The following is a 22,169-nucleotide window of genomic DNA, read 5'->3' as shown; positions in this document are numbered from 1 at the left end:
CCGAGGAAGTCCTTTTTTGTTGCGGCCCGCCTTGCGGGATCACAGGAACACGTTGGCCATGCCGATGCTGCCGGTGTCCTTCACCATTTCGTAGCAGCGGCAGGACACCGCCTCCAGCCCGGCCGAATCGAGGATCTCGATATTGCCCCGGCTGTAGGTGATCAGCTTCTGGTGCTGCAGCGCGCTGGCGGCCTTGGTCACGCCGACGCGGCGCACGCCCAGCGCGTGCGCCAGGAACTCATGGGTCAGGTGGAATTTCTCCGACTGCAGGCGGTCGCGCGTGATCAGCAGCGAACGCGCCAGGCGCGCCTCCAGTACATGGAAGCGGCTGCACACGGCGATCTGGATGGCCTGCGCCAGCAAGGTGTCGGTGTAGCGGTACAGCAGGCGCTGCAAGGATTCCATGCGCGCGAACTCGGCGCAGAAGTCGGCCGCGTGGATGCGGCTTGAATGGCCGGCGCGCTGCACCACCGCGCGCACCTGCGCCAGCTCGTGCCCCAGCGCCACCGACGAGCCTATCATGCCTTCGCGCCCGACCGAGCCCACTTCCAGCGTCATGCGCCCTTCCGCCACCGCCAGCAGCGAAATCAGGCTGTCGCTGGGAAAATAGATGTACTGGATGGCCTGGCCCGGCTCGTAGAGCACGTCGCCCACGTCCGAATGCACCTGCTCGCACAGCGATTCCAGGTGCAGCAAATCGTCTTCGGGCAGGCTGGCCAGCAGCCGGTTGCCATAGTCGGGCGGCGGCATGCTGCTGTGGGCGGTGGCGAGGGTCAGGTCCATGGGGGGCGACAGTTAGCTTTTCTTCATCATGAAATGAAGGGTAGCGGCATTGAATTTCCCTGTATGTACGCTGACGCACTGAACTAGCCGCCCGGCGCGGCGAAAATCCCGTGCATCAGTCTGCAAAGGAAAACAAAATGAACACCAACTCCGTCCGTACCAACCATCCGCTGCTGCTCATCGCCGCCATTGCCGTCATCCTGTTCTGCAGCGTGGGCATCGCCGCGCTGATGGGCTGGCTGCCCAACTCCACCGGCAATCCTGCGCCGCAGCAAGTGGCCGCCGCCGCGCAGGCGCAGCAGCCGTCCAGCGACGGCGCGGCAGTGTCCTATCCCGGCTACCATCCCGGCCCCGGACCGGGCTCGAGCCTGACGCCGGTGCCGCCGCCGGCCAGCGCCGCCTACGCCGACAACAGCGCCGAAGCGGAGCGCGTGCCGGAACGCGCCTATGAACGCGCGCCCGAAGCGCAGCGCGTGGCGGCCGAGCCGGCCGTCTGCAAGAGCTGCGGCGTGGTCGAATCGGTGCGCGAAGTGACCACCCGCGCCCAGGGCAGCGGCCTGGGCGCGGGCGCCGGCGCCGTGGTGGGCGGTTTGCTGGGCAACCAGATCGGCGGCGGCCACGGCCGCCAGCTGGCCACCGTGGCCGGCGCGGTAGGCGGCGCCGTGGTCGGCAACCAGGTGGAAGGCAATATGCGCGCCACGCGCAGCTACACCATCAAGGTGCGCATGGACGACGGCAGCCACCGCACCTTCCACCGCAGCGCGCCCAACTGGCAGCAGGGCGAACGCGTGCGCGTGGTGAAAGGCGAATTGCGGCACGGTTAAAACCACGCTGACAGCGCGTAGCAATGAAATAACACTTTATGTACGGCACCGAACAGAACACGCGCCACCAAGCGCCGATACTGACAACTCCTAAATCAACATTGAGACGAGAGGGCCACTATCATGCTATATACCATCGCTGTTGTACTCATCATCCTCTGGCTGCTGGGCCTGGTTACTTCCTATACCATCGGCGGCTTCATCCACATTCTGCTGGTAGTGGCTATTATTATGATCTTGCTGCGTCTGATAAGCGGACGCGGCATTTAGCCTAAGGAGTGTCCATGAACCAAATCAGTAACAACGGCAGTAAAAAAGCCCTGGCCGGCGCGATGGCGCTGGCCATCGCTCTCGCCAGCACCGGCTGCGCCGATATGTCCGCCACCCAGCGCGGCACGGCCACCGGGGCCGGCGCGGGCGCCGCCCTGGGCGCCCTGATCGGCGGCACCACCGGCAGCCACAGTAGTGGCCGCACTGCCGGCGGCGCGCTGATCGGCGCGGCGGCCGGCGCCGTCATCGGCAATATCTGGTCCACCCGCATGGAGAACCAGAAGCGCGCCATGGAACAGGCCACGCAGGGCACCGGGGTTCAAGTGAGCAAGACCGACGACAACCGCCTGCGCCTCGAAATTCCCAGCGATATTTCCTTCGATACCGGACGCGCCGACATCAAGTCGAACTTCCGTCCCATCCTGGACCGCTTTGCCACCACCCTGAATGAAAACCCAGCCGCCACGGTCAGCATCATCGGCCATACCGACAGCACCGGCAGCGACGCCATCAACCAGCCCTTGTCGGTCGACCGCGCCTCCAACGCGCGCGACTACCTGGCTGCGCGCGGCGTCTCGCCGACCCGCATCGTGGTCGAAGGCAAGGGCTCGCGCGAACCGATCGCCTCCAACAACGACGACAGCGGCCGCGCCCGCAATCGTCGCGTGGAAATCTTCGTAGCGGAACCGCAAAGCCGAGGCTGATGCGGTATGCTGGCGGCTACGTTTAACGGGAGCCGCCATGCCATCCACTCGCAAGCTATGCCACATCCTCCCGGCCGCAGTCATTGCGGCCGCTTTCATTTTGCCCGCGTCGGCGCAGACCATCCGCCCCGGCCTGTGGGAAATCAACAATAAGGTCAGCAACGCCAAGGGCGGCAACGCCAATGCCCTGGCCGAGGCGCAAAAGCAGCTCGCCGCCCTGCCGCCCGAACAGCGCCAGATGATGGAAGCCATGATGGCCAAGCAAGGCATCGCCCTCAGCGGCGGCGCCGACGGCGGCATGAAAATCACCTATTGCGTGACCAAGGAAATGGCCGAGAAGAAGGAACTGCCGGCCGGGCAACAAGGCGACTGCAAAACCAGCCACACGCCGATACCCGGCGGCATGAACATCAGCTACACCTGCACCAATCCGCCCTCGAGCGGCAGCGGCCAGGTGCTGTTCCAGGGCGACAGCGCCTACACCATGCGCATGAATATGTCCGGCACCGTGCAGGGCAAGCAGGAGAGCATGACGGTCGACAGCACCGGCCGCCTGCTCAGCCCCAACTGCGCCGCCAGGAAATAAGCAGGCCGCCCTACGCCGCGTCCATGAAGGCGAAATACAGATCGCGCGCCTGCGTGGCCACCGGCCCCACAGGCAGCGCGCGCTCTTCATAGCGCACGCATGGCGTCACCTTGCCGTAGTTGCCGGTGTTGAAGATCTCCAGCGCCGTCAGCAGTTCCTCCGGCTTGACCGAACGCTCCTCCACCGCCACGCCGGCCCCGGCCAGCAGCTTGATCACGCGCGCGCGGGTGATGCCCGACAGGAAAGTGCCGTTGGGCACCGGCGTCACCACCTTGCCCTGCGGCGTGACGAAAAACAGGTTGGCCGTGGCGAACTCGGCCACGTGGCCCTGGCTGTCCAGCATCACCGCGTTGTCATAGCCGCGCTCCTTGGCCAGGCGCAGCGCCTTGGTGGAATTGGCGTACAGCGCCGAGGCCTTGGCATCGGCCACCGCCATGTCGGCATCCGGACGGCGCAGGCTGGACAGGCAAGCGGAAAAGCCGCTGAACGGCGGCATGGGCGCGTCGAACAAGGTCAGCGCGAAGGCCGACTTCTCGGGCACGGGGATCAGCAGGCCGTCGGTGCCGAACACCAGCGGTCGGATGTACAGTTCGGCGTCGGCCGGGAATTTGGCCACGCCTTCGCGCACCAGCTGTTCCATCTCATCCACGCTGAGCGGGCACACCAGGCCGACGCTGGTGGACGAGCGCACCACGCGCTCCAGGTGCGGACGCAGGTCGGGCATGTGGCCGCGCACCGAGCGCGCGCCGTCGAAAACGGACGAGCCGAGCCAGACGCTGTGGTCCATGGCGCCGAACAGCGGGGCATTGCCTTCGCTCCAGCTGCCGTTGAAATAGGTGAGATACATGAAGATTTCCGGGCGGTTGTTGATCACAGTCGCAAACTGTAGCACGGCTGTGGAAACACTTGCTCAGAATGAATGGCGCAGCCCCAGGTTGATGCCGCTGTTGCCCTTGCCCCGCTCGGTGGCGTTGCCCACCGTATAGCCGGCGCCGTTCTTGTTCTTGATCTTGGCGTAAGCGGCATACAGGCTGGTGCGCTTGGACAGCGCATAGGTCATGCCGGCGGCGATCTGGTCCGCATCCTGGTTGGCCAGGCTGCGGTCATTCTTGTGGATGTAGGACACCATGAAGGTGGCCGCGCCGCGCGGGATCGCGATGCCGGCCAGGATGTCGTGGCTGTTGTTGGTCGGCATGGGCGCCACCAGCGCGCCGTAGGGGTTGGACGGGTCCCACGGCGAACTGCCGATGCCGCGGTTGACGCCGTAGGCCGCGTACAGCGTGGCGGCCTTCATGTTGAAGTTGGCCGCCACCAGCGTATTGCGCGACGAATAATCGACCGCCGGCACCACGCCGGTGGCGTCCGACAGGTTGTTCTTGCGCTGGTGCGCCACGCGCAGCGTGAACGGGCCGTTCTCGTAGCCTATGGTGGCGCCGTAGGCGCGGTTCTGGCGCGTGCTGTAGGACGACTCGCCGAAACTGTAGATGGCGCCCGCGCTCCAGCCGCGCAGTTGCGGGGTGGCGTACTTGACCGTGTTGTCGTAGCGGCGCGTGGTGTAGCCGGCCAGGTTGGTGGCCGTGCCCGCCATGCCGCCCCGGAACGGGTCGGCCACGTCGATCAGGGTTTCGTACTGCAGATTGTACTGGCGGCCCAGCGTGATGGCGCCCCAGCGGCTCTCCAGGCCGACGAAGGCCTGGCGGCCGAACAGCCGCCCCTCCTCGGACTGGCCGGTATCGGCGCCCACGCCCGCCTCCAGCGTGAACACCGCCCGCACGTCGCCGCCCAGCTCTTCCCTGCCCGTCACGCCCAGCCGCGAGCCGCTGGCAACGCCGCTGCTGACCTTGGTCTTGGCGCAGGCGGCGCCGCAGCCCCGTTCGGCCACCACGCCCGCATCGACCACGCCGTACACCGTGACGGCCGAGGCGGACTGTTCCTGCGCCAGCCCTGCCAGCGGTGACAACAATGCGATGGTGCACAGTGCGGTTTTCATAATGACTACAGGTTACGCCGCGGCCACGGGTGTATCTGTGCGCGCGCTCACATTCAAACCGGTCAATTGTCGTCCGGTTGATATACATCATGGCGGGAAGGGTATAGTTTAGAAAAAACTACCAATTTACAAGCCGGAGACCAACCATGAGCACCACCGCAGCCCAGTACGCCGCCCAGTACGCCAGCAAGCGCATGTCCGCCAGCGACGCCATCCAGCAAGTGCGCGACGGCGACTTCATCATCGTGCCGTCCGGCGCCGGCGAGCCGCCCGCCCTGCTCACCGAGCTGTCCGAGCAGCGGCGCCGCTTCCGCGACGTCAAGGTGTCGCAAATTCTTGCCCTGCGAAAATACGGCTACTTCGACTGCGACACCGTGCAGCATGTGCGCCACGTCGCCCTGTTCTTCGGCGGCGCCTCGCGCGCGGCCGGCCAGGCCGGCTGGGCCGACTTCATCCCGGCCTACTTCTCCGAGCTGCCCAGCCTGATCGAACGCAACCAGATTCCGTCCGACGTGGTGTTCTCCATGGCCTCGCCGATGAACGAGCAAGGCTGGTTCTCGCTCAGCCTGGGCGCCGACTACACCATGGCCGCGGTGCAGGAGGCGCGCGCGGTGGTGCTCGAAGTCAACCCCAACGTCCCCTTCGCGCACGGCCAGTGCCACGTCCACATTTCGCAGGTGGCGGCGCTGGTGGAAAGCAGCGAGGCCATCATCGAAGTGGGCCTGCCGAAAATCGGTCCGGTGCAGGAAGCCATCGGCAAATACGTGGCCGACATGATAGAAGACGGCTCCACCCTGCAGATCGGCTACGGCGGCATACCGGACGCGGTGGTGATGCAGCTGACCGGCAAGCGCGACCTCGGCATCCACACCGAAATGATAGGCGACGGCATCCTGAACCTGGTCGAAGCCGGCGTGGTCACCAACCGCAGAAAAACCTGGCTGCCGAACAAGATGGTGGCCACTTTCGCGCTCGGCTCCAAGCGGCTGTACGACTATATGCACCACAATCCCATGCTGGAAATGCACCCCGTCAACACCACCAACGACCCCTATATCGCCGGCCAGAACGACAAGCTGATCGCCATCAACGCCAGTCTGCAGATCGACCTGCTGGGCCAGTGCGGCTCCGAAAGCATTGCCCACCTGCCCTATTCCGGCACCGGCGGGCAGGTCGACTTCGTGCGCGCCGCCAACCGCTCGCGCGGCGGCAAGGCCTTCATCGTGCTGCCCTCCACGGCCAAGGACGGCGCCATCTCGCGCATTGTCCCCACGCTCACGCCCGGCACCCACGTCACCACCGGCAAGAACGACATCAACTATGTGGTCACCGAATACGGCGTGGCCCAGCTGCGCGGCAAGTCCGCCCGCCAGCGCGCCGAAGAGCTGATCAGCATCGCCCACCCCGACTTCCGCGCCGAACTGCGCCAGGCCGCCGCCAGGATCAACCTTTGCTAAAAGCAATATGGGGTCAGGGTTAATTAGTCGGCGCGGCAATATTAACCCTGACCCCATTTTGCAGTACGGAAATGTGCGTTTGCAGCATTTCGGGTAGACTAGCGGGATGCTTAATATTCTTGAAAGCATCTCCGATGCGACCACCAGCATCGATACGCTGGTAAAACTTTTCAATGCGCTGCGCCCCAAGCGCCCTGCCGATGCGGCCCAGGCGATCGCCAACGTGCGCACCCTGACCCGGCTGCTGAAGGCCGATCCGCTGCACGCCCAGGCGCTGCGCGACTATCTGCTGCGCCTGCTCGCCGCGCGCCGCCATTCCAGCCTCTACACCGAGATCGGCGTGCTGTCGAACGACGGCTTCTTCACCGAGCTGAAACGCCGCATCGCCTACCGCGCGCTGCCGCCGGCGCTGGGCGACGAGTATCTGAGCGACGCGCTCGACCAGCTGGCCCACGAGGAAACCGACCACCTGTGGATCGGCGCCGTTCCCGCCGCCGACTGGCTGGAACTGTTCGACACCGTCTTCACCGCCGTGCCCGGCATGCGCAACGTCATGCTGCCCGGCTTGCTCGACGCGATCCGCACGCTGTCCTACCGCGTGGCCGCCATCGGCCTGGAACCGAAGCTGACCAACTTCCACACCGAAATCGAAGTCTTCGATTCGCCGTTCACCGAACAGAACCGCGAGGTGAACGCCTACCTGGAAGGCTACCGGCAACTGCTGGCGGGCCAGGCCGAACAAGTGGAGGACGCCGCCCACCTCCTGGTGATGCTGGACCAGTGCGACGCCGTGGTGGCCAAGATCCGCAAGAAGGCGCTGGCGCAAGGCACCAGCATTGCGCTGACCTATCTGCTGGTCACGCTCACGCAAAGCATCGACCGCCTGCGCAAGCTGCTGTTCCTGGTCGACACCTCCGGCGGCCTGCTGGACGCGCCCGCCGGCGAACGCCGCGCGGCCGGCATTGCCCTGATGCTGGAGCTGATCGAAGCGCACAACAAGAAGTACACGGTGCGCGACCTGCTGGCCGATAACATCCACCTGCTGGCGCGCAACGTCACCGAAAACGCCAGCCGCACCGGCGAGCACTACGTGGCCGACAACCGGGGCCAGCTGGGCGGCATGTTCCTGTCCTCGGCCGGCGCCGGCCTCATCATCGGCTTCATGGCGCTGTTCAAGATCCTGATGTCCTACCTGCGCGCCGCGCCGCTGGTGGAAGCCTTCCTGTTCAGCATGAACTACTCGCTGGGCTTCATGTTCATCCACCTGCTGCATTTCACCGTGGCCACCAAGCAGCCGGCCATGACGGCCTCGCGCATCGCCACCGGCCTGCAGAGCCGCGACGGCAAATACCTCGACATCGACAGCATGGCCGAACTGGTCAACAAGGTGTTCCGCACGCAGGTGTGGGCGGTGCTGGGCAATCTGGCCACGGCCATCCCGACCGCCTGGCTGATCGCCTTCGGCTGGCAGAAGATCACCGGCCACCACCTGGTGTCGCCGGAAAAAGCCATGCACCTGCTGCACGATATCGACCCCATCGGCAGCCCGGCGCTGCTGTACGCGGCGGTGGCCGGCGTGTGCCTGTTCCTGGCCGGCCTGATCTCGGGCTACTACGACAACAAGGCGCTCTACACCCGCTTCGCCCAGCGCATTGCGCAGCGGCGCGGCCTGGGCCGCCTCATCGGCCAGAAGCGCCTGGCCCGCCTCGGCCTGTACCTGGAGAACAACCTGGGCGGCCTGATGGGCAATTTCTACTTCGGCATCCTGCTCGGCAGCATAGGCACGCTGGGCTTCCTGCTCGGGCTGCCGATCGACATCCGTCACGTAACTTTCTCGTCTGCCAACTTCGCGACAGCAATTGTGGGACTCGATCACAATGTCAGCTGGCAACTGGTGTTGAAGTCCGTATCGGGTTTCCTGGCGATCGGCGCGGTCAACCTGCTGGTCAGTTTCGCGCTGGCGCTGTGGGTGGCGCTGCGCTCGCGGCAGGTGCGCTTCAAGCATGGCTTTGCCCTGCTGAAAGCCCTGGGCCGCCGTTTCATCACGGCGCCGGTCGACTTCTTCCTTGGGGCCAGGGACACGGCCCCCATATTGCCGGATGAGACCACCATAAAGAGATAAACCATGACACTCCCAAGCGCACGCTGCTGGCTGGCAACCATACTGACCTGCTGGTCCCTGGTGGCGTGCGCTTCACTGCCCACCGTGGCAGTGGACGACGCCAAGGCCAAGGCCGCGGTCTCGGCCGCGCCGCGCATCGAGACCGCCAACGGCAAGCTGTCGGCCAACACCAGCGAATCGCTGCTGAACAAGCGCTGGGCCAAGGGCGCGCTGGACCTGGGGCAACAGGCGGCGCTGGAGGAAGCGGCCACCGGCGTGCCGCTCATTGCCGGCAACAAGGTGCAGCTGCTGTTCGACGGCCCCGCCACCCTGACCGAAATGATGAAGGCCATCGGCGCGGCCAAGAACCACGTCAATTTCGAGACCTACATCTTCGACGAGGACATGCTGGGCAACCAGTTCGCCGACCTGCTGCTGAAGAAGCAGGCCGAGGGCGTCACCGTCAACATTATCTATGACAGCGTGGGCACCATCGGCGTGCCGCAAGCCTTCTTCGACCGCATGCGCGCCGGCGGCATCAAGCTGGTGGCGTTCAACCCCGTGAACCCGGCCAAGGTGCGCGGCAACGGCTGGAAGGTGAACAACCGCGACCACCGCAAAATCCTCATCGTCGACGGCAAGGTGGCCTTCACCGGCGGCATCAACATCAGCGACACCTATTCGAAAAGCTCGCCGTTCCGCTCCAAGGCCAAGCCCACCGACAAAAAGGACGTGGGCTGGCGCGACACGCACGTGAAGATCGAAGGCCCGGCCGTGGCGGCCTTCCAGTGGCTGTTCATCCAGGCCTGGACCCAGCAGGACAGCGACGACCTGCGCGACGCCGACTACTTCCCCAACCCGGTGATCGCCGGCGACCGCATCGTGCGCGTGCTGGGCAGCGCGCCGGGCGGTAAGTTCGAAATCTTCAAAGCCTACCTGCTGGCCATGCAGGAGGCGAAGAAATCCATCCACATCACCATGGCCTACTTCGTGCCGGACCAGCAGACCATGGACGCGCTGACGGCCGCCGCCAGGCGCGGCGTGGACGTGCGCCTGGTGCTGCCCAGCGTGTCCGACAGCGGCCTGGTGTGGCACGCCGGGCGCGCCAAGTACGACGAACTGCTGGAAGCGGGCGTGAAGATCCACGAATTGAAGCTGGCCGTGCTGCACGCCAAGACCGCCGTCATCGACGGCGTCTGGTCCACCGTGGGTTCGACCAATCTGGACACGCGCAGCTTCCTGCACAACAGCGAAGTGAGCGTGATCGTGATGGGCGACTCTTTCGGCGCCGAGATGGAGCGCGCCTTCCAGGAGGACTTGCGCAACTCCACCGAGGTGAAGCTGGAGCAGTGGCGCCACCGGCCTTGGGGCATGCGCATGAAGGAATGGTCGGCGCGGTTTATGGATTACTGGCTGTAGCGTCCCGGTAAGCGCCGACGTGCGCCTTGAGTGCGCGGAAGCTCACGCCCCGGTCGTCGCCCAGCAGGAAGGCGCGCACCCCGCGCGCCAGCCATGCGGCATGCTGTCCGGCTTCGCGCGGGATGGCGCAGAACGGCACCTGGTGCGCCCGGCAGGCGTCGGCCACGCGGCCGATGGCCGCCTGCACCTGCGGATGCTGCGCCAGCCCCGGATGACCCAGCGACTGCGACAGGTCGATGGCGCCTTCCAGCACCATGTCGATGCCCGGCACCGACAGGATGCTGTCGATATTCTCCACGCCCTGCGCATCTTCTATCATTGCCACCACCATGATTTCGCGGTTGGCCTGCCCGAAATAGTCCGTCAGCGGAATGGCGCCGAAGCCCGTGGTGCGGCCGCCGCTGATGCCGCGCCGGCCCAGCGGGTGGTAGCGGCTGGCTTGCACGGCGGCGCGCGCGTCGTCCGCCGTGCAGACGTGCGGCACCACCACGCCCATCGCGCCCGCGTCCAGCGCGCGCGTGATGTCCGCGCCGCCGCCCGCCGGCACCCGCACCAGCGCCGGCAAGCCCGCGCACTCGGCGGCGCGCAGCATATGCTCCAGCGTTTCCGGGTTGACGCAAACATGCTCCGTGTCGAGGATGACGAAGTCGTAGCCGGCGCAGGCGATCATCTCCACCATCAGCGCGCACGGCATGGAATTGAGCAGGCCGTGCACGGCGCCGCCGCCGGACAGCTTTTGCCGCAGGCGGTTAGGCTTCAGCATGCAGATACCATTGATGCGGATGCCGGTGCCGCAGGAAGTCATGGTGCGATATGTGCCATGCGTAGGCGCCCGCCAGCGGGAACACCAGCACGTCGCCGCAGCGCACGCGCGACACCGGCACATCGAAAGCCAGCACGTCTTTCGGCGTGCACAGCTGGCCTACCACGCTGACCGCCGTGTCCTGCGCCTGCGGCCGCGCGTACGGATAGGGCCAGTCCTCCACCGGCATCACATGGAAGGGGTGGCTGTGGCCCTGGGCGGGCGGCGTGCGGAAATGGTGCGTACCGCCGCGTCCGACCACATAGGTCTTGCCATAGCTGGCCTTGATGTCGATCACTTCCATCGCGTAGTAGCCGCACCAGGCCGTCATGTAGCGCCCCAGCTCGAAGCGCAGTTTCACGCCGGGCATGGCTTCCTGTTGCATCAGGCGCGCCAGCTCCGAGCAGAAGCCCTGCCAGTCGAACTGCGCCTGCTCCTCGCGGTAGTTGACGCCGATGCCGCCGCCCACGTTGATGTGGCCGATCTCCAGGCCGTGCTGCGCGCACCACAGCTTGACCTGGCGCAGGTAGCTGGCCATCAGCCGCAGGTGCGCCTGCGCGTCGAGCTGATGCGACAGCAGGTGGAAGTGGAAGCCGCGCAGCGCCAGCTGCGGGTAGTCGCGCAGCCGCGCCAGCGCTGCCGGCAGCCCGGCGGCGGGGATGCCGAACGGCGTGGGTTTCCCGCCCATCATCAGGCGCGTCTCGGCCAGGCCGTCCAGCGCCAGGTTAATCCGCAGCAGCACCGGCACGCGGCCGCCCGGCGCCACGTCCGCGCGCCGCGCCGCCAGGCTGCCCAGCCGTTCGATTTCGTGCACGCTCTCCAGGTGCAGCCCGTCCACGCCCAGCTCCAGTGCGGCTTGCAGTTCGCCATCCAGCTTGCCCGGCCCGCTGAAGATTACCGGCGTGTGCGGGAAATGCTCCCTCACCCACGCCAGTTCGCCGCCGGAGGACACCTCGAAGCCGTGCACCAGCGGCGCCAGCGTGCGCAGCACCGGCAGCTCGGAATTGGCCTTGATCGCGTAAAACAGCTCGCACTGCTGCGGCAATGCCGCCATCGTGCGCGCGGCGTGCGCGTGCAGGGCCTGCATGTCGTACACATAAGCGCACAACGGCTCGCGCGCCTTGGCCAGGGCATCCTGCAGCCCCGCCCGCAGGCGCCCGAACACCGCATCCATCCTCAATTCCATGCGGCCTCCCGCGGCGCCATGGGATTGCCGACCGCGACATAGGTGGTGGCGCGGTCGGCGCGTTTGAAGAAGCGGTTCAGCAAATTGGTCTTGCCGGGCAAGGGCGCGCCGGCCAGCAGCTCGCCCAGGCGGGCTGCCGACTGGCTGTCCCCGTGCAGCTGCTGGTAGCGCGCGACGTGATGCCGCACCACCGCCCACAAGCGCTTGCGCAGCAAGGCGTCGCGGCCGGCCAGCTGGTCCACCGCCTCGCAGAAGTTGTTGACGAACAGGCAGTAGGCGATGCGATTCCAGCCCAGGTCCGCGCTGTACCACAACGCCGTACGGGCCGCCTCGCTCACGCCGCGCAAGTCATCCGCGCTGTAGCGTTCGCGGGTCAGCTTGACGCCCTCGAAGTCGCGCAGGAAGACCTGGCACGGCAAGCCGCCGGCCACGCCCACCAGCACGTTCTGCAAGTGCGGTTCAAAGATCAGCCCATGCGCGAAATAGCAGTACAGCACCGGATACATCAGCTCTTCCACGTAGCACGAGAACCAGCGCTCGGCCATAGCGGTATCGCCGGCGCCGGTTGCGGCAGTGGTGCCGCCGCGCGCTTGCGCCACCAGTTCGCGCAGGCGCGCGGCGCCATGCACATGGTTGCCGAACAGCGCGCCGGCCAGCAGCGGCACCGCGCCGGGACGCAGGAAGTCCTGCCAGCCGCGCCGCAGTATCATGCCGAACGCTTCGCTCACGTCGCGGTCGCCGGCCGCGTCGCCGGACTTCAGGTCCACGCTCATGAAGGCCGGCTCCTCCAGCACCTCCAGGCCGGCAAAGCGCTGCTTCAGATCCGGCATCAGCCCGCGCATGATTTCGCTGACCTGCAACGCGCCTTCCAGTTCATAGTGTGCGTTCTTGCGCACGCAGTTGGTGATGCGGATATTCAGCGAGCACTTGTAGAAGTATTGCTGGTCCGGGTGGTACAGCGTGCGGATGGACGAGGTGGGGAAATAGTCGGCGCCATGCGGGCCGAGGTAGCGCAGCTTGCCCTGCTCCAGCGCGGCCGCCACCAGAGGATGCTCCAGCAGGTGGCTGGCCTGCCACGGATGCACCGGCAGCAGCGCATGGCTGTCGTCCGGCGCCAGGCCGGCGCTTGCGCCGCCACGATCCGGTCGCAGCTGCGCTCCAGCAGGGACCGCTGCATCAGGTGCTCACGCCGCACCGCGAAATAGTGCAGCGGGAAGCGCGCGCCGGTTTCCGGCGAGTAGCGCAGCATGTCGGCGTGGGTCACGCCCTGGCGGCTCTTCGGCGCCGGATGGAAGGGGTGGCCGAACAGCAGCGACTGCTCGGAGGCGATGAAGGCGGCGGCCGGCTGCGCGGCGAACGGGCCGGGGTCGGCCACCGCCAGCACAGCCGCCGTCACGCCCACGCTGTCGCGCATCTGCTGCATCAATTCCTCGTTATGGCCAGTGCCGGTCTGCTGGCCCAGTTCGCGCAGCAGCGTAGCGGCCAGCGCTTCCCAGTCCAGTATCGCCCACGGCTTGCCGTCGGTCTTGGCGTAAAACGCCGAAACGTAGCTGAAGTTGCCCGTGTGCGACGGTGCGGCGACGGCCACCAGCAGCCGCGCACGCGTGTGCGGCAACGCAATCTGCAGCACGCCCGGCCCTGCGGCGCCGCCGGCACCGGCCACGGCGGCGCGCATGGCCATCCGCAGGGACTGCGGCCAGTCGTCCTGCGCGCCGGGCGGGCCCACCTGAAGCTGGCCATGCGGCGCCGCCACTTCGCGGCAGTAGCAATTGAGCAGGGTTTCCATCGCGCGGCGCGCCGCGTCCAGTTGCGCATCCGCTTGCGCGTGTTGCGGGAAATTCGCGGTCATGACTTTCATGGTTTCTCCAATGCGTATTTTTGTGTGGGGGCGCAGGCCAGCGCCGCGGCATACAGGCCGCAGGCCAGCATCACGCCGGCGCCGGCGATGAAGGGCGCGCGCAGGCCGGTTTGCTGCACCATCAGGCCGGCGGCCAGGCCGGCCGCGACTGCGCCCCATTTGGAACTGCTTTCGAACCAGCCGAAGGTGTGGCCTGCGTTGTCATGCTGAACCAGGCTGGCGATCAGGCCGTGCAGCGCGAGATAGGCCAGCGTCATGCCCAAGCCCATCAGCACGCGCCAGGCGGCCAGCGGCTGCCAGTGCGCGCCGCCGCTCCAGGCCTGCCCGGCGAGCGCCAGCGCCAGCAACGCGCAGGCGCCCGCCATGGTGGCCGGCAGGTGGCTGCGGCCCAGCCAGCGGCTCAGCGGCACGGCGCACAGCAGGTACACCAGGTGCGGCAGCCCGAACAGCAGCCCGGCAATGGCTGGCGTGGCCGCGCCTGCCTGCGCGTAGCTGACGAAGTACGGCATGGTGGCGACGGTGGCGAACACGAACAGCCATTGCAGCAGGTAGACCTGGCGCGGCGTGGCGGCCACCGCTTCGACCCTGGCCGCCTGCGCCTTGGCCGCCTTGGCCGCGGCGCCGCTGGCCGGCAGCAGCCAGATGCCGAGCGCCGCGCACAGCGGCAGCGCGGCCAGCCAGCGGTACAGCAGCAGCGGCGAACCGGTCTGCATCAGCAGCCAGCCCAGTCCCAGCGGCGCGATCACCAGTGCGGCGCGGGCCGACCACTGCATCAGCGTCAGGCTGCGCATCAGCGCCGCGCCGCTGACCACTGTGGCCAGGTAGGCGTTGGAGGCCGAGAAGGTGCCGCCCAGCAAGCCTTGCAGCACCAGCGCGGCGACGAACCACTCTACGCTGGGCGCGAAACTGGCCAGCAGGAAGCTGGCCGCCAGACCGAGCTGGGCGCGCAGCAGCAGGCGCTTCTTGCCGTAGCGGTCCGCCAGCCGGCCCCACCACGGGCTGCTGAGCGCCGTGAAGAAGGTGGGCACCACGTATAGCCAGCCGGCCAGGAAGGGCTGGCCGCTGTGCAGCGCACCTTGCAGGATCAGCGCGAAGAATGGCGGCATGCCCAGCGCCGCGAACGCCGCCACGAAGTGGCACAGCATGACGGTACCGATCACCAGCCCCGGGCGGGTGCCGCCCGCCACGGCCGCTGCGCTCATGCCGGCCTCAGGAAGTTGGGCGCGCTGCGGCCGTAGAATTTGTTCACGTCGGCCGCGCCGGTTTCGCTCTTGTCCGACAAGGTGGCCGCGACCAGCAGGCATTTCAGGTACAGGCGCTCGTCCTCCAGCAGCACGCGCCGCGCCAGCGATGCGTCCTCGCCCTCACCTTCCAGCTGCGCCAGCACCCGTTCCACGCACGCACGCACACGCCCATGCAGCGCGGATGGCTCCACCTTGAGCGCCTGCGCATAGCGTTCCGCCAGCACGGCGATATTCAGCTGCAGCGTGATGGTGATGAACATCTGCGCCAGCGGCAGCGCGTCGGCCACGGCGATGCGCTGGTCCTGCAGGTCCGCCACGTGCGCGGCCAGCTGCGGCCAGCGCCGCGCCAGTGCGCCGGTGTGGATGCGGGCCGCGTCGTTGTCCTTCAGCAGCAGGCGCAGGCGCGGCCAGCCCTGCCGCTGCCCCAGCACCAGCACCGAGTTCTGCTGGTTGGACTCCAGCGCCACGCCATAGCGCAGCCACAGCGTCAGATGCAGGCCCAGGGTCAGGTCCAGGTAGTCGTCGAAGAACGCCGTCAGCTCGCCGTCGTAATAGCGCTGGGCCAGCTCCTGCGCCACGATGCCGCCGTGCGGCGCGGTGGCCGTGAGCGCAGCGACCGACACCACCGAGCAGCCTTGCAGCGCCGCGTCGGGATAGCGCCGCAGTATGTAGCCGAGGAACATGCGGTGGTCCGCGTGCGCGCCCGCCTGTTCGCCGGTGAGCAGCAGGCGCTGCGCGTAAGCCGGCTCGCGCGCGGCAATGGCGCCCAGCAGGGTCTGGATACTGTGGCCGTCGCGGATGGTGCTGGGCTTGATGGTGCGGATGTTGCGGGCGCCCAGCGTGCGTATCGTCAGCGGCACTTTCAGGTGCCACTCGGGCGCCTCCAGCAGCACCACGGTGCGCACCGACAGCGTGGGCGCCACCGACAGCCAGGGCTGCGGCGCGGCGATGGCCCGCCCGGCCAGGCCGCAGCCTTCCAGCATGGCGTCCAGCTGCGCGCCCCACACAAAGGGATGGACCGGCAGCAGCACATGGCTGTCCGCCAGCGCCGGCGCCAGGCCGACGTCGGCGAAACCCGGCCACCCGGCCGGCCAGCCGCCGTCCGGCGCGGCAGGAGCGTCCGGCAAGCGCGCCGGCGCCGCCCCGCCTTCGGCGAACACCAGCTCGCGCGGCAACGCCAGCCAGCGCAGCTGGAATGGCCGCTGGCATTCCGGTCCGTAGGCTTCCAGCGCGGCGCGGTCGAAGCCCAGCTTGGCGCGCGCGGTAGGATACAGCGGGTGGTCGTGGAACGCCGCCACCCGGTCGTAGTGCAGCAGGGAGGCGCTCCAGTCCAGATCCTGCGCGGCCGCCGCGTCCATGCGCAGCGCGCCGAACCAGCGTTCGCGCTCGGTGTCCGCGATGCGGCGGTGCTCCACCGCCAGGCTGCACTCGGCCGCGAACGAGGAGAACAGCGCCTGCGCCTGCGGCGCCAGGCCGCGCGCAAAGCAATCGAGGATCTGGTCCAGCGTCAGCAGCTCGGTGTAACGCACGCCCTCCTGCCACAGCAGGGGCGCGGCGGTGCTGCGCCACTGCTGCATGAAATGCGCCGGCTGCACCGGTATCCACAACACGCCGCCCTGCAAATGGGGCAGCCGCAGCCACTGGGCGCCGCTGGGACGGCTCCACGCGCCGGGATAGCCGGCCAGCTGCTCCGCGCCGGCCAGCGTGGCCTGGCTGACGCAGCCGCGCACATCCTCGCGCAGCAAGGCATCGAGCACGCGCTGGCGGATATAGCTGTCCTCCGCCCGCATGTTGACGGCCGCGCTCAGCGCGCGCAAGGCGCTGCCGCGCCTCACGCTGCAATCTCCCACACCAGGCCGGCGCTGACGCGGTCCATGGCCAGCGCCAGGCTGTGCGCGTCGCGGCCGGTGCCGCGCAGCACGCCGAGGTAGTCCTTGTTGGAGTTGCTGAGCCGGATCTGCTCGCCCTGCTCGCACAGCGGCTGGTAATGCCACTGCACGCCGTCGCCGCCGGCGCCGAAGGCGGACGGCGACGCGGCCAGCCGGCCTTCCTCGGCAGCGGTGAAGTAGCGTATCAGCGCGGCGTTCTGCGCCGGCTTCAGGTCCGGCAGCGGCTGGCCCAGGTAGAGCCGCAGCACGGTCTCGAACAGCGGGATGTGCAATGTCTCCTGCAACAGGAACTCGCGGTAGTCGCCGATGTTGCGGTAGTTGATCTCGATCAGGCGCGGCCCGGTGGCGCTGAGCACGAACTCGGTGTGGCAGGCGCCGAAGCCGATGCCGAAGCGCTCTATCATGCGCACCACCTGCGCTTCCTGCTGCGCCGTCAGGCCGGTGCCCCAGCGCGCTTCCAGCTCCACGAAGTACGGCGGCGGCGACAGGCTGACCTGGAAGCCGCCCAGCACGCACAGGCGCTCGCCGTCGCCCAGCGTCTCCAATGTATACAGCGGGCCGGGGATGTATTCCTCCAGCAGCAGCGGCGCGCCCGCTTGCGACTGCCAGATGGCGGCGCATTGTTCGCGCAGTTCGTCCTCGGTGGCGGCCAGCGTCACCTGCTGGCTGGCCACGCCTTCGCGCGGCTTGACGATGCACGGATAGAGCACCTCGTCCACCAGCCGGTCCAGGTCGTCCTGGCTGCAGGCCAGGCCGAACCACAGCGGGTCGAGCCCTTCCGCCTTCAGGTGCTCGCGCATTTGCGCCTTGTTCTTGGCGCGGTAGGTCACGTGCCAGTCCTTGTGCGGCAAGCCGAAGTAGTCGGCCGCGACGGCGGTGCTGGTTTGCAGGTGGTCGCTATTCGAGAACAGCGCGGCCGGCGCGGCGGCACGCGCGCTGAGCACGTCGATCACGGCCAGCGGGTTGAACACGTCGCAGGCGACGATCTCGGCCGGGTAGGCGGGCAAGCCGGCCTGGTTGAAATGCTTGCGGTGGGCGTCCGCATGGTCGCTCAGCAGCACCACGTTCAGGCCCAGGGCCCTGGCTGCGGGCAGGAAGCCCAGGTTGACAGAATCGGTAGGCACGTGGGCCAGGATGATCAAGTCTTGCATCGTGTTCCTCATTCTGTGGAGACGGATGACTTGCTTGCTTCCGCGGGCGGGAAGTGGCTGGCTTGGAGCAGCGATAATACTGTGAATACGAATCATTATCAATTAAAAGTTGTTTTTATTTATAGATTGCAATATGATATTGAGAATCATTTGCATCTAATTTGTATTTAGCCAGCCGCCGCCAGCCGAATCGTCGAATCCATCATCCAATCCAACATCCATTCCGTTCTCGAGGACTCCGCATGGCACTGAAGAAAACCCCGCTGGCGCTGCTGCTGGCACTGAGCTTCCCCGCCCTTACCCACGCCCAGGTCGACGCCGCCAGCGGCGCCGCCGATGGCGTGATGCCCACCGTGACCGTGGTGGGCGCCGCCGATGCGGAAGGCTATAACCCGGTCAAGTCGTCCAGCGCCACCAAGACCGACGCGCCGCTGCGCGACATCCCACAAACCGTGAACGTGATTCCGCAAACGCTGCTGCGCGACCAGGGCGTGCGTTCGCTGAATGACGCGCTCAAGGCCGTGCCGGGCGTGGGCATGTCGCACGGCGACGGCCAGCGCGACCAGGTCACCATCCGCGGCTTCTCCGCCATCGCCGACCAGTTCATCGACGGCATGCGCGACGACGCGCTCTACTTCCGCGACCTGTCCAACATCGAGCAGCTGGAAGTGGTGAAAGGCCCGGCCGCAGTGCTGTACGGCCGCGGCTCGTCCGGCGGCCTGATCAACCGGGTGACCAAGAAGCCGGGCGTGGACATCAGCGAAGTGGCGCTGCAGGTGGGCAGCTGGGCGCAGAAGCGCGGCGAGTTCGACCTGGGACGCAACCTGGCCGACAGCGGCGTGGCCTTCCGCGTCACCGGCGCGGTGGAAGACGCCGACAGCTACCGCGACCAGCAGTTCCTGGAACGCCAGGCGCTGGCGCCGTCGGTGCAGTTCAAGCTGGGCGCCGCCACCACCCTGCTGCTGCAGGCCGAGTACCTGCACGACAAGCGCGTGACCGACTTCGGCATTCCTTCCTACCAGGGCCGGGTGGTCGACGTGGCGCCGGGCACCTACTACGGCGCCGCCAACGCCAGGGACAACGACTTCAGCGACGCGCGCGTGAAAGCGGCCGGCGTCGTGCTGGAGCATGCCTTCAGCGGCACGCTCAAGCTGCGCAACGCCTTCCGCTACTACGACTACACGCTGAACCGCAACAACACCCTGGTGGGCTCGGTCAACGAAGCGGCCAGGACCGCCTCGCTCACGCGCGGCAATGTGTTCCGCGCCGAAGACGGCTACTTCAACCAGACCGAGCTGGTTCAAAAGGCCGAACTGGCCGGCATGCAGCACCAGATCCTGTACGGCGTGGAATTCGGCCAGCAGGACAAGGAAGTGCTGAACCGCTCGCAGGCCAACGTGGCCACTGTGTCGCTGTTCAACCCGGTGTCGCCGGCCGTGCCCTTTACCGCCGGCGGCGCGCCGAGCGCCAACAACCTGTCCAGGTTCGACGTGAGCAGCGGCTACGTGCAGGACCAGCTGGCCCTGTCCGCCAACTGGAAGGCCCTGGCCGGCGTGCGCTACGACCGCTTCGAACAGAAGACCATCGAGCGCCGCGTGAACCAGCCCAACCTGGCGCGCACCGACAGCACCTGGAGCCCGCGCGCCGGCCTGGTGTACCAGCCGGATGCGCAGCAGTCCTACTACGCGTCGTTCAGCAAGTCCTACCAGCCTTCCGGCGAAACGTTTGCGCTGGCCGCCAACAACGCCGACATGGCGCCGGAGCAGACCCAGAACAAGGAACTGGGCGCCAAGTTCGACCTGCTGGGCGGCCGCGCGTCGCTGACCGCCGCCGTGTTCCGCCTGCAGCGCGACCACATCAAGGCTACCGACCCGGCCACGAACAAGATCATCCCGATGGGCACGCAGCGCACCGATGGCCTGGAACTGACGTTCGCGGGCGACCTGGGCCAGGGCTGGCAGGCCTGGTCCGGCTACTCCTGGCTGGACGCCACCATGATCGCGTCCATCGCCAAGGATGACGGCCAGTTCGTGCAAGGCAAGCGCGCCACGCTCACGCCGCGCCACAGCCTGAACGTCTGGCTGAGCAAGGCCTTCAACAGCCACTGGGGCGCGGGCGCGGGCCTGAACTATGTGGGGGAACGCTTTGCCAATCCGGGCAATACGGTGGCGCTGGCAGGTTTCACCACGGTGGACGCCATGGCCTACTACCGCGCCAGGGCGGTGGAAGTGCAGCTGAACGTGATGAATTTGCTGGACCGCGACTACATCGTGGCCGGCCACGGCTCCAGCAAGTTCCTCAGCCTGCCCGGCGCGCCGCGCTCGGCGCAGCTGACGCTGCGCTACAGGTTCTAAGCCGGGCTACGCCGCTGCGGGCCGGGTCGATTCCCACACGTCGCCGTTGCGGCAGAACACTTCGCTGCTGGCCAGTTCAAAACTGGCCAGCGCTTCCTGCCAGCTGTAGCGCTCGACGGTCAGCCGCCCGGTCTCCACGCGGATGGCGTTGAACGAGTTTTCCTCGCCGCGCTTGCGGGTCGAGGTGGCCGTGCCGGCCTGCACCACCAGCGCCGCGTAGCCGGCGATCTTGTAGCGCCGCGAGCTGTTGGCCGCGTGGCTGGAATGCAGGTGGCCGGCCAGCAGCAAGTCCACACCGCAGTCGGCGAAGGCTTCCATCGCCATCGGCGCGCGGTCCACCAGGTCGTCCTTGTCGAAATGCTCGGGCAGGTCGAACGGGTGGTGCGTCACCACCACGTGCGTCAGCCCGTCCGGCAGCGCGTTGAAGCGCTCGCGCAGCCGCCCCACCTGCTCGCGGTTGACGCGGCCATCCTTGAAGGTCAGCGAACGCGCCGTGTTCATGCCCAGCACGGCGATTTCATCGTCCACGTACTCCGGCGCCAGGTTGGCGGTGATGTGGCGGCGGTATTTCACCAGCGGCGTGAAGAAGCGCGCCACCACGTTGTAGAGCGGAATGTCGTGGTTGCCCGGCACCACGATCTGCGGCCCCGGCAAGGTGTCCAGCCAGGCCCGCGCCGCCTTGAACTGGGCGCTGCGGGCGCGCTGCGTCAAGTCGCCCGACACCACCACCACATTTGGCCGCAGGGCTTCCACGCGCGCCTTCAGCGGCGCCAGCAGGGCCTCGTCGACGCGGCCGAAATGCAGATCCGACAAATGCACCAGCGTACGCATGGCGTTCTCCTTTCGTTCTCACTTATTTCGGCACCACCACCGTCAGCGCGCCCGCGCGCATGCGGTAGGACAGCGGCGTTTGCATCACGGTCACTTCCCCGTCGGTCGCCACGCGGATGCGGGCATTGCCGTGCTTGCGGCCCTTGCGCGTATCTATCGTCATTTCCGTGGCCAGCAGCACGTCGAAGTCGCGCTGCTGCGCCAGCGTGCCGCTTAGTGCATGCCAGGCCAGCCGCACCAGTCCCAGGCGGCTGGGGCGCTGCGCCACGTACAGGCTCAGCATACCGCCGTCGATGCGGCTGCGCGCGCCGATATTGAAGCCTTGCATCAGATATTCGTTGTTGCCGATGAATACGAAGGGTGTGCGCCGGGCATGCTCTTCGCCATTCACGCTCAGCCGCACGTTCAGGAAAGGAAAGCGCCGCAGCGCCGCCAGCGCGGCCCAGGTGAACGCCAGCCACTTGCCGCGCCCCAGCCGGCTCTGCTGCTTCTCGCGGTCGCGCACGATGTCCGGGTACAGGCCGAGGCTGGAGTTGTTGAGAAAGATGCGGCCGTTGACTTCCCCCACGTCCACCCGCACGTGGCCGCCGGTGGCGATGGTGGCGATGGCCTGGTCCAGCTCGAGCGGAATCTGCAAGTCCTTGGCGAAGTGGTTCAGCGTGCCGAGCGGCAGCACGCCGTAGGCCACGTCGGTGCCCGCCAGCACCGACGCGACGGCAT

General features: G+C 67.2%; 19 protein-coding genes and 1 pseudogene. 8 read left to right on the top strand and 12 right to left on the bottom strand.

Translation table 11 applies throughout. From position 1 onward, the window contains the following. Window positions 1–39: 39 nt before the first annotated feature. Window positions 40–783, bottom strand: a complete 744-nt coding sequence (locus AC6H42_RS04125; RefSeq protein WP_057155786.1) for a Crp/Fnr family transcriptional regulator — start codon at window positions 781–783, stop codon at window positions 40–42. Window positions 784–920: 137 nt separating this feature from the next. On the opposite strand from AC6H42_RS04125, the gene AC6H42_RS04120 reads away from it, so the two are divergent. The 4 genes from AC6H42_RS04120 to AC6H42_RS04105 all read left to right on the top strand — a co-directional run bounded on the left by AC6H42_RS04120 (window position 921) and on the right by AC6H42_RS04105 (window position 3,167). Beyond that, window positions 921–1,607: a glycine zipper 2TM domain-containing protein gene (locus tag AC6H42_RS04120; protein WP_057155787.1), complete on the top strand. Its 687-nt coding sequence runs from the start codon at window positions 921–923 to the stop codon at window positions 1,605–1,607. 123 nt (window positions 1,608–1,730) lie between these two features. Further along, window positions 1,731–1,877 (top strand): lmo0937 family membrane protein, encoded by a 147-nt coding sequence (locus tag AC6H42_RS04115; protein ID WP_157200948.1) that lies wholly within the window; start codon window positions 1,731–1,733, stop codon window positions 1,875–1,877. 62 nt (window positions 1,878–1,939) lie between these two features. Further along, window positions 1,940–2,581 (top strand): YiaD family glycine zipper/OmpA-like lipoprotein, encoded by a 642-nt coding sequence (locus tag AC6H42_RS04110; protein WP_057156096.1) that lies wholly within the window; start codon window positions 1,940–1,942, stop codon window positions 2,579–2,581. A 37-nt stretch (window positions 2,582–2,618) separates the two neighbouring features. Continuing rightward, window positions 2,619–3,167 carry a DUF3617 domain-containing protein gene (locus tag AC6H42_RS04105; RefSeq protein ID WP_057155788.1) on the top strand — a complete coding sequence of 183 codons (549 nt, stop codon included), beginning with the start codon at window positions 2,619–2,621 and terminating at the stop codon, window positions 3,165–3,167. A 10-nt stretch (window positions 3,168–3,177) separates the two neighbouring features. Here AC6H42_RS04105 and AC6H42_RS04100 read toward each other — a convergent pair whose 3' ends face one another. Together AC6H42_RS04100 and AC6H42_RS04095 are read right to left on the bottom strand one after the other, a co-directional pair. Then, the gene (locus AC6H42_RS04100) at window positions 3,178–4,014 is read right to left on the bottom strand and encodes a branched-chain amino acid aminotransferase (RefSeq protein WP_057156097.1); all 837 of its coding nucleotides are present in this window, start codon (window positions 4,012–4,014) and stop codon (window positions 3,178–3,180) included. 63 nt (window positions 4,015–4,077) lie between these two features. After that, window positions 4,078–5,157, bottom strand: a complete 1,080-nt coding sequence (locus tag AC6H42_RS04095) for a porin (protein WP_057155789.1) — start codon at window positions 5,155–5,157, stop codon at window positions 4,078–4,080. A gap of 146 nt (window positions 5,158–5,303) precedes the next feature. Between AC6H42_RS04095 and AC6H42_RS04090 the strand changes: the two genes are divergently transcribed. From AC6H42_RS04090 to cls, 3 genes are all read left to right on the top strand, one after another. Continuing rightward, on the top strand, window positions 5,304–6,614 hold the full coding sequence (locus AC6H42_RS04090; RefSeq protein WP_497547470.1) for an acetyl-CoA hydrolase/transferase family protein: 1,311 nt from the start codon (window positions 5,304–5,306) through the stop codon (window positions 6,612–6,614). A gap of 106 nt (window positions 6,615–6,720) precedes the next feature. Continuing rightward, window positions 6,721–8,736 (top strand): site-specific recombinase, encoded by a 2,016-nt coding sequence (locus AC6H42_RS04085; protein ID WP_057155791.1) that lies wholly within the window; start codon window positions 6,721–6,723, stop codon window positions 8,734–8,736. 3 nt (window positions 8,737–8,739) lie between these two features. After that, window positions 8,740–10,134 carry a cardiolipin synthase gene (gene cls / locus AC6H42_RS04080; RefSeq protein WP_057155792.1) on the top strand — a complete coding sequence of 465 codons (1,395 nt, stop codon included), beginning with the start codon at window positions 8,740–8,742 and terminating at the stop codon, window positions 10,132–10,134. Here cls and AC6H42_RS04075 read toward each other — a convergent pair. From AC6H42_RS04075 to AC6H42_RS04045, 7 genes and pseudogenes are all read right to left on the bottom strand, one after another. Further along, window positions 10,115–10,897, bottom strand: a complete 783-nt coding sequence (locus tag AC6H42_RS04075; protein WP_497547469.1) for an HpcH/HpaI aldolase family protein — start codon at window positions 10,895–10,897, stop codon at window positions 10,115–10,117. The two genes, cls and AC6H42_RS04075, sit on opposite strands and share 20 nt — an antisense overlap. Beyond that, window positions 10,884–12,122, bottom strand: coding sequence for a type III PLP-dependent enzyme (locus AC6H42_RS04070; RefSeq protein WP_497547468.1), 1,239 nt, complete (start codon window positions 12,120–12,122; stop codon window positions 10,884–10,886). The genes AC6H42_RS04075 and AC6H42_RS04070 overlap by 14 nt, the downstream gene beginning before the upstream one ends. Continuing rightward, window positions 12,113–13,207 carry an IucA/IucC family protein gene (locus AC6H42_RS04065; RefSeq protein ID WP_497547467.1) on the bottom strand — a complete coding sequence of 365 codons (1,095 nt, stop codon included), beginning with the start codon at window positions 13,205–13,207 and terminating at the stop codon, window positions 12,113–12,115. The genes AC6H42_RS04070 and AC6H42_RS04065 overlap by 10 nt, the downstream gene beginning before the upstream one ends. A 95-nt stretch (window positions 13,208–13,302) precedes the next feature. After that, window positions 13,303–13,536: pseudogene (locus tag AC6H42_RS04060) on the bottom strand (IucA/IucC family protein); the annotation flags it as partial. A 440-nt stretch (window positions 13,537–13,976) separates the two neighbouring features. Continuing rightward, entirely contained in the window at window positions 13,977–15,182 is a 1,206-nt protein-coding gene (locus tag AC6H42_RS04055) for an MFS transporter (protein ID WP_497547466.1), read from the bottom strand. Then, entirely contained in the window at window positions 15,179–17,059 is a 1,881-nt protein-coding gene (locus AC6H42_RS04050; protein ID WP_497547465.1) for an IucA/IucC family protein, read from the bottom strand. The genes AC6H42_RS04055 and AC6H42_RS04050 overlap by 4 nt, the downstream gene beginning before the upstream one ends. Further along, window positions 17,056–18,264, bottom strand: a complete 1,209-nt coding sequence (locus AC6H42_RS04045) for an ATP-grasp domain-containing protein (RefSeq protein ID WP_497547464.1) — start codon at window positions 18,262–18,264, stop codon at window positions 17,056–17,058. Before AC6H42_RS04045 ends, AC6H42_RS04050 begins: the two co-directional genes overlap by 4 nt. Window positions 18,265–18,506: 242 nt before the next feature. Between AC6H42_RS04045 and AC6H42_RS04040 the strand changes: the two genes are divergently transcribed. Then, window positions 18,507–20,618 (top strand): TonB-dependent receptor, encoded by a 2,112-nt coding sequence (locus AC6H42_RS04040; RefSeq protein WP_057155796.1) that lies wholly within the window; start codon window positions 18,507–18,509, stop codon window positions 20,616–20,618. 6 nt (window positions 20,619–20,624) lie between these two features. On the opposite strand, the gene AC6H42_RS04035 is transcribed toward AC6H42_RS04040, so the two are convergent. Both AC6H42_RS04035 and AC6H42_RS04030 read right to left on the bottom strand, forming a co-directional pair. Beyond that, window positions 20,625–21,449 carry a metallophosphoesterase family protein gene (locus AC6H42_RS04035; protein WP_057155797.1) on the bottom strand — a complete coding sequence of 275 codons (825 nt, stop codon included), beginning with the start codon at window positions 21,447–21,449 and terminating at the stop codon, window positions 20,625–20,627. A gap of 22 nt (window positions 21,450–21,471) precedes the next feature. Then, window positions 21,472–22,169 (bottom strand): diacylglycerol/lipid kinase family protein (locus AC6H42_RS04030; RefSeq protein ID WP_497547463.1); only part of this gene is annotated, 698 nt, incomplete at its 5' end.

Source organism: Massilia sp. NBRC 108631, from assembly GCF_059704565.1.
The sequence above is the reverse complement of the archived record's forward strand: the minus strand, read 5'-3'. Positions and strand labels throughout refer to the sequence as shown.

Excerpts from the sequence above, each read along its gene's own strand:
- AC6H42_RS04100 (WP_057156097.1), bottom strand. The coding sequence starts at position 4,014 with ATGTATCTCACCTATTTCAACGGCAGCTGGAGCGAAGGCAATGCCCCG.
- AC6H42_RS04105 (WP_057155788.1), top strand. The coding sequence starts at position 2,619 with ATGCCATCCACTCGCAAGCTATGCCACATCCTCCCGGCCGCAGTCATT.
- AC6H42_RS04035 (WP_057155797.1), bottom strand. The coding sequence starts at position 21,449 with ATGCGTACGCTGGTGCATTTGTCGGATCTGCATTTCGGCCGCGTCGAC.
- AC6H42_RS04055 (WP_497547466.1), bottom strand. The coding sequence starts at position 15,182 with ATGAGCGCAGCGGCCGTGGCGGGCGGCACCCGCCCGGGGCTGGTGATC.
- AC6H42_RS04075 (WP_497547469.1), bottom strand. The coding sequence starts at position 10,897 with ATGCTGAAGCCTAACCGCCTGCGGCAAAAGCTGTCCGGCGGCGGCGCC.
- AC6H42_RS04070 (WP_497547468.1), bottom strand. The coding sequence starts at position 12,122 with ATGGAATTGAGGATGGATGCGGTGTTCGGGCGCCTGCGGGCGGGGCTG.
- AC6H42_RS04085 (WP_057155791.1), top strand. The coding sequence starts at position 6,721 with ATGCTTAATATTCTTGAAAGCATCTCCGATGCGACCACCAGCATCGAT.
- AC6H42_RS04040 (WP_057155796.1), top strand. The coding sequence starts at position 18,507 with ATGGCACTGAAGAAAACCCCGCTGGCGCTGCTGCTGGCACTGAGCTTC.
- AC6H42_RS04090 (WP_497547470.1), top strand. The coding sequence starts at position 5,304 with ATGAGCACCACCGCAGCCCAGTACGCCGCCCAGTACGCCAGCAAGCGC.
- AC6H42_RS04110 (WP_057156096.1), top strand. The coding sequence starts at position 1,940 with ATGGCGCTGGCCATCGCTCTCGCCAGCACCGGCTGCGCCGATATGTCC.
- AC6H42_RS04045 (WP_497547464.1), bottom strand. The coding sequence starts at position 18,264 with ATGCAAGACTTGATCATCCTGGCCCACGTGCCTACCGATTCTGTCAAC.
- AC6H42_RS04115 (WP_157200948.1), top strand. The coding sequence starts at position 1,731 with ATGCTATATACCATCGCTGTTGTACTCATCATCCTCTGGCTGCTGGGC.
- cls (WP_057155792.1), top strand. The coding sequence starts at position 8,740 with ATGACACTCCCAAGCGCACGCTGCTGGCTGGCAACCATACTGACCTGC.
- AC6H42_RS04095 (WP_057155789.1), bottom strand. The coding sequence starts at position 5,157 with ATGAAAACCGCACTGTGCACCATCGCATTGTTGTCACCGCTGGCAGGG.
- AC6H42_RS04125 (WP_057155786.1), bottom strand. The coding sequence starts at position 783 with ATGGACCTGACCCTCGCCACCGCCCACAGCAGCATGCCGCCGCCCGAC.
- AC6H42_RS04120 (WP_057155787.1), top strand. The coding sequence starts at position 921 with ATGAACACCAACTCCGTCCGTACCAACCATCCGCTGCTGCTCATCGCC.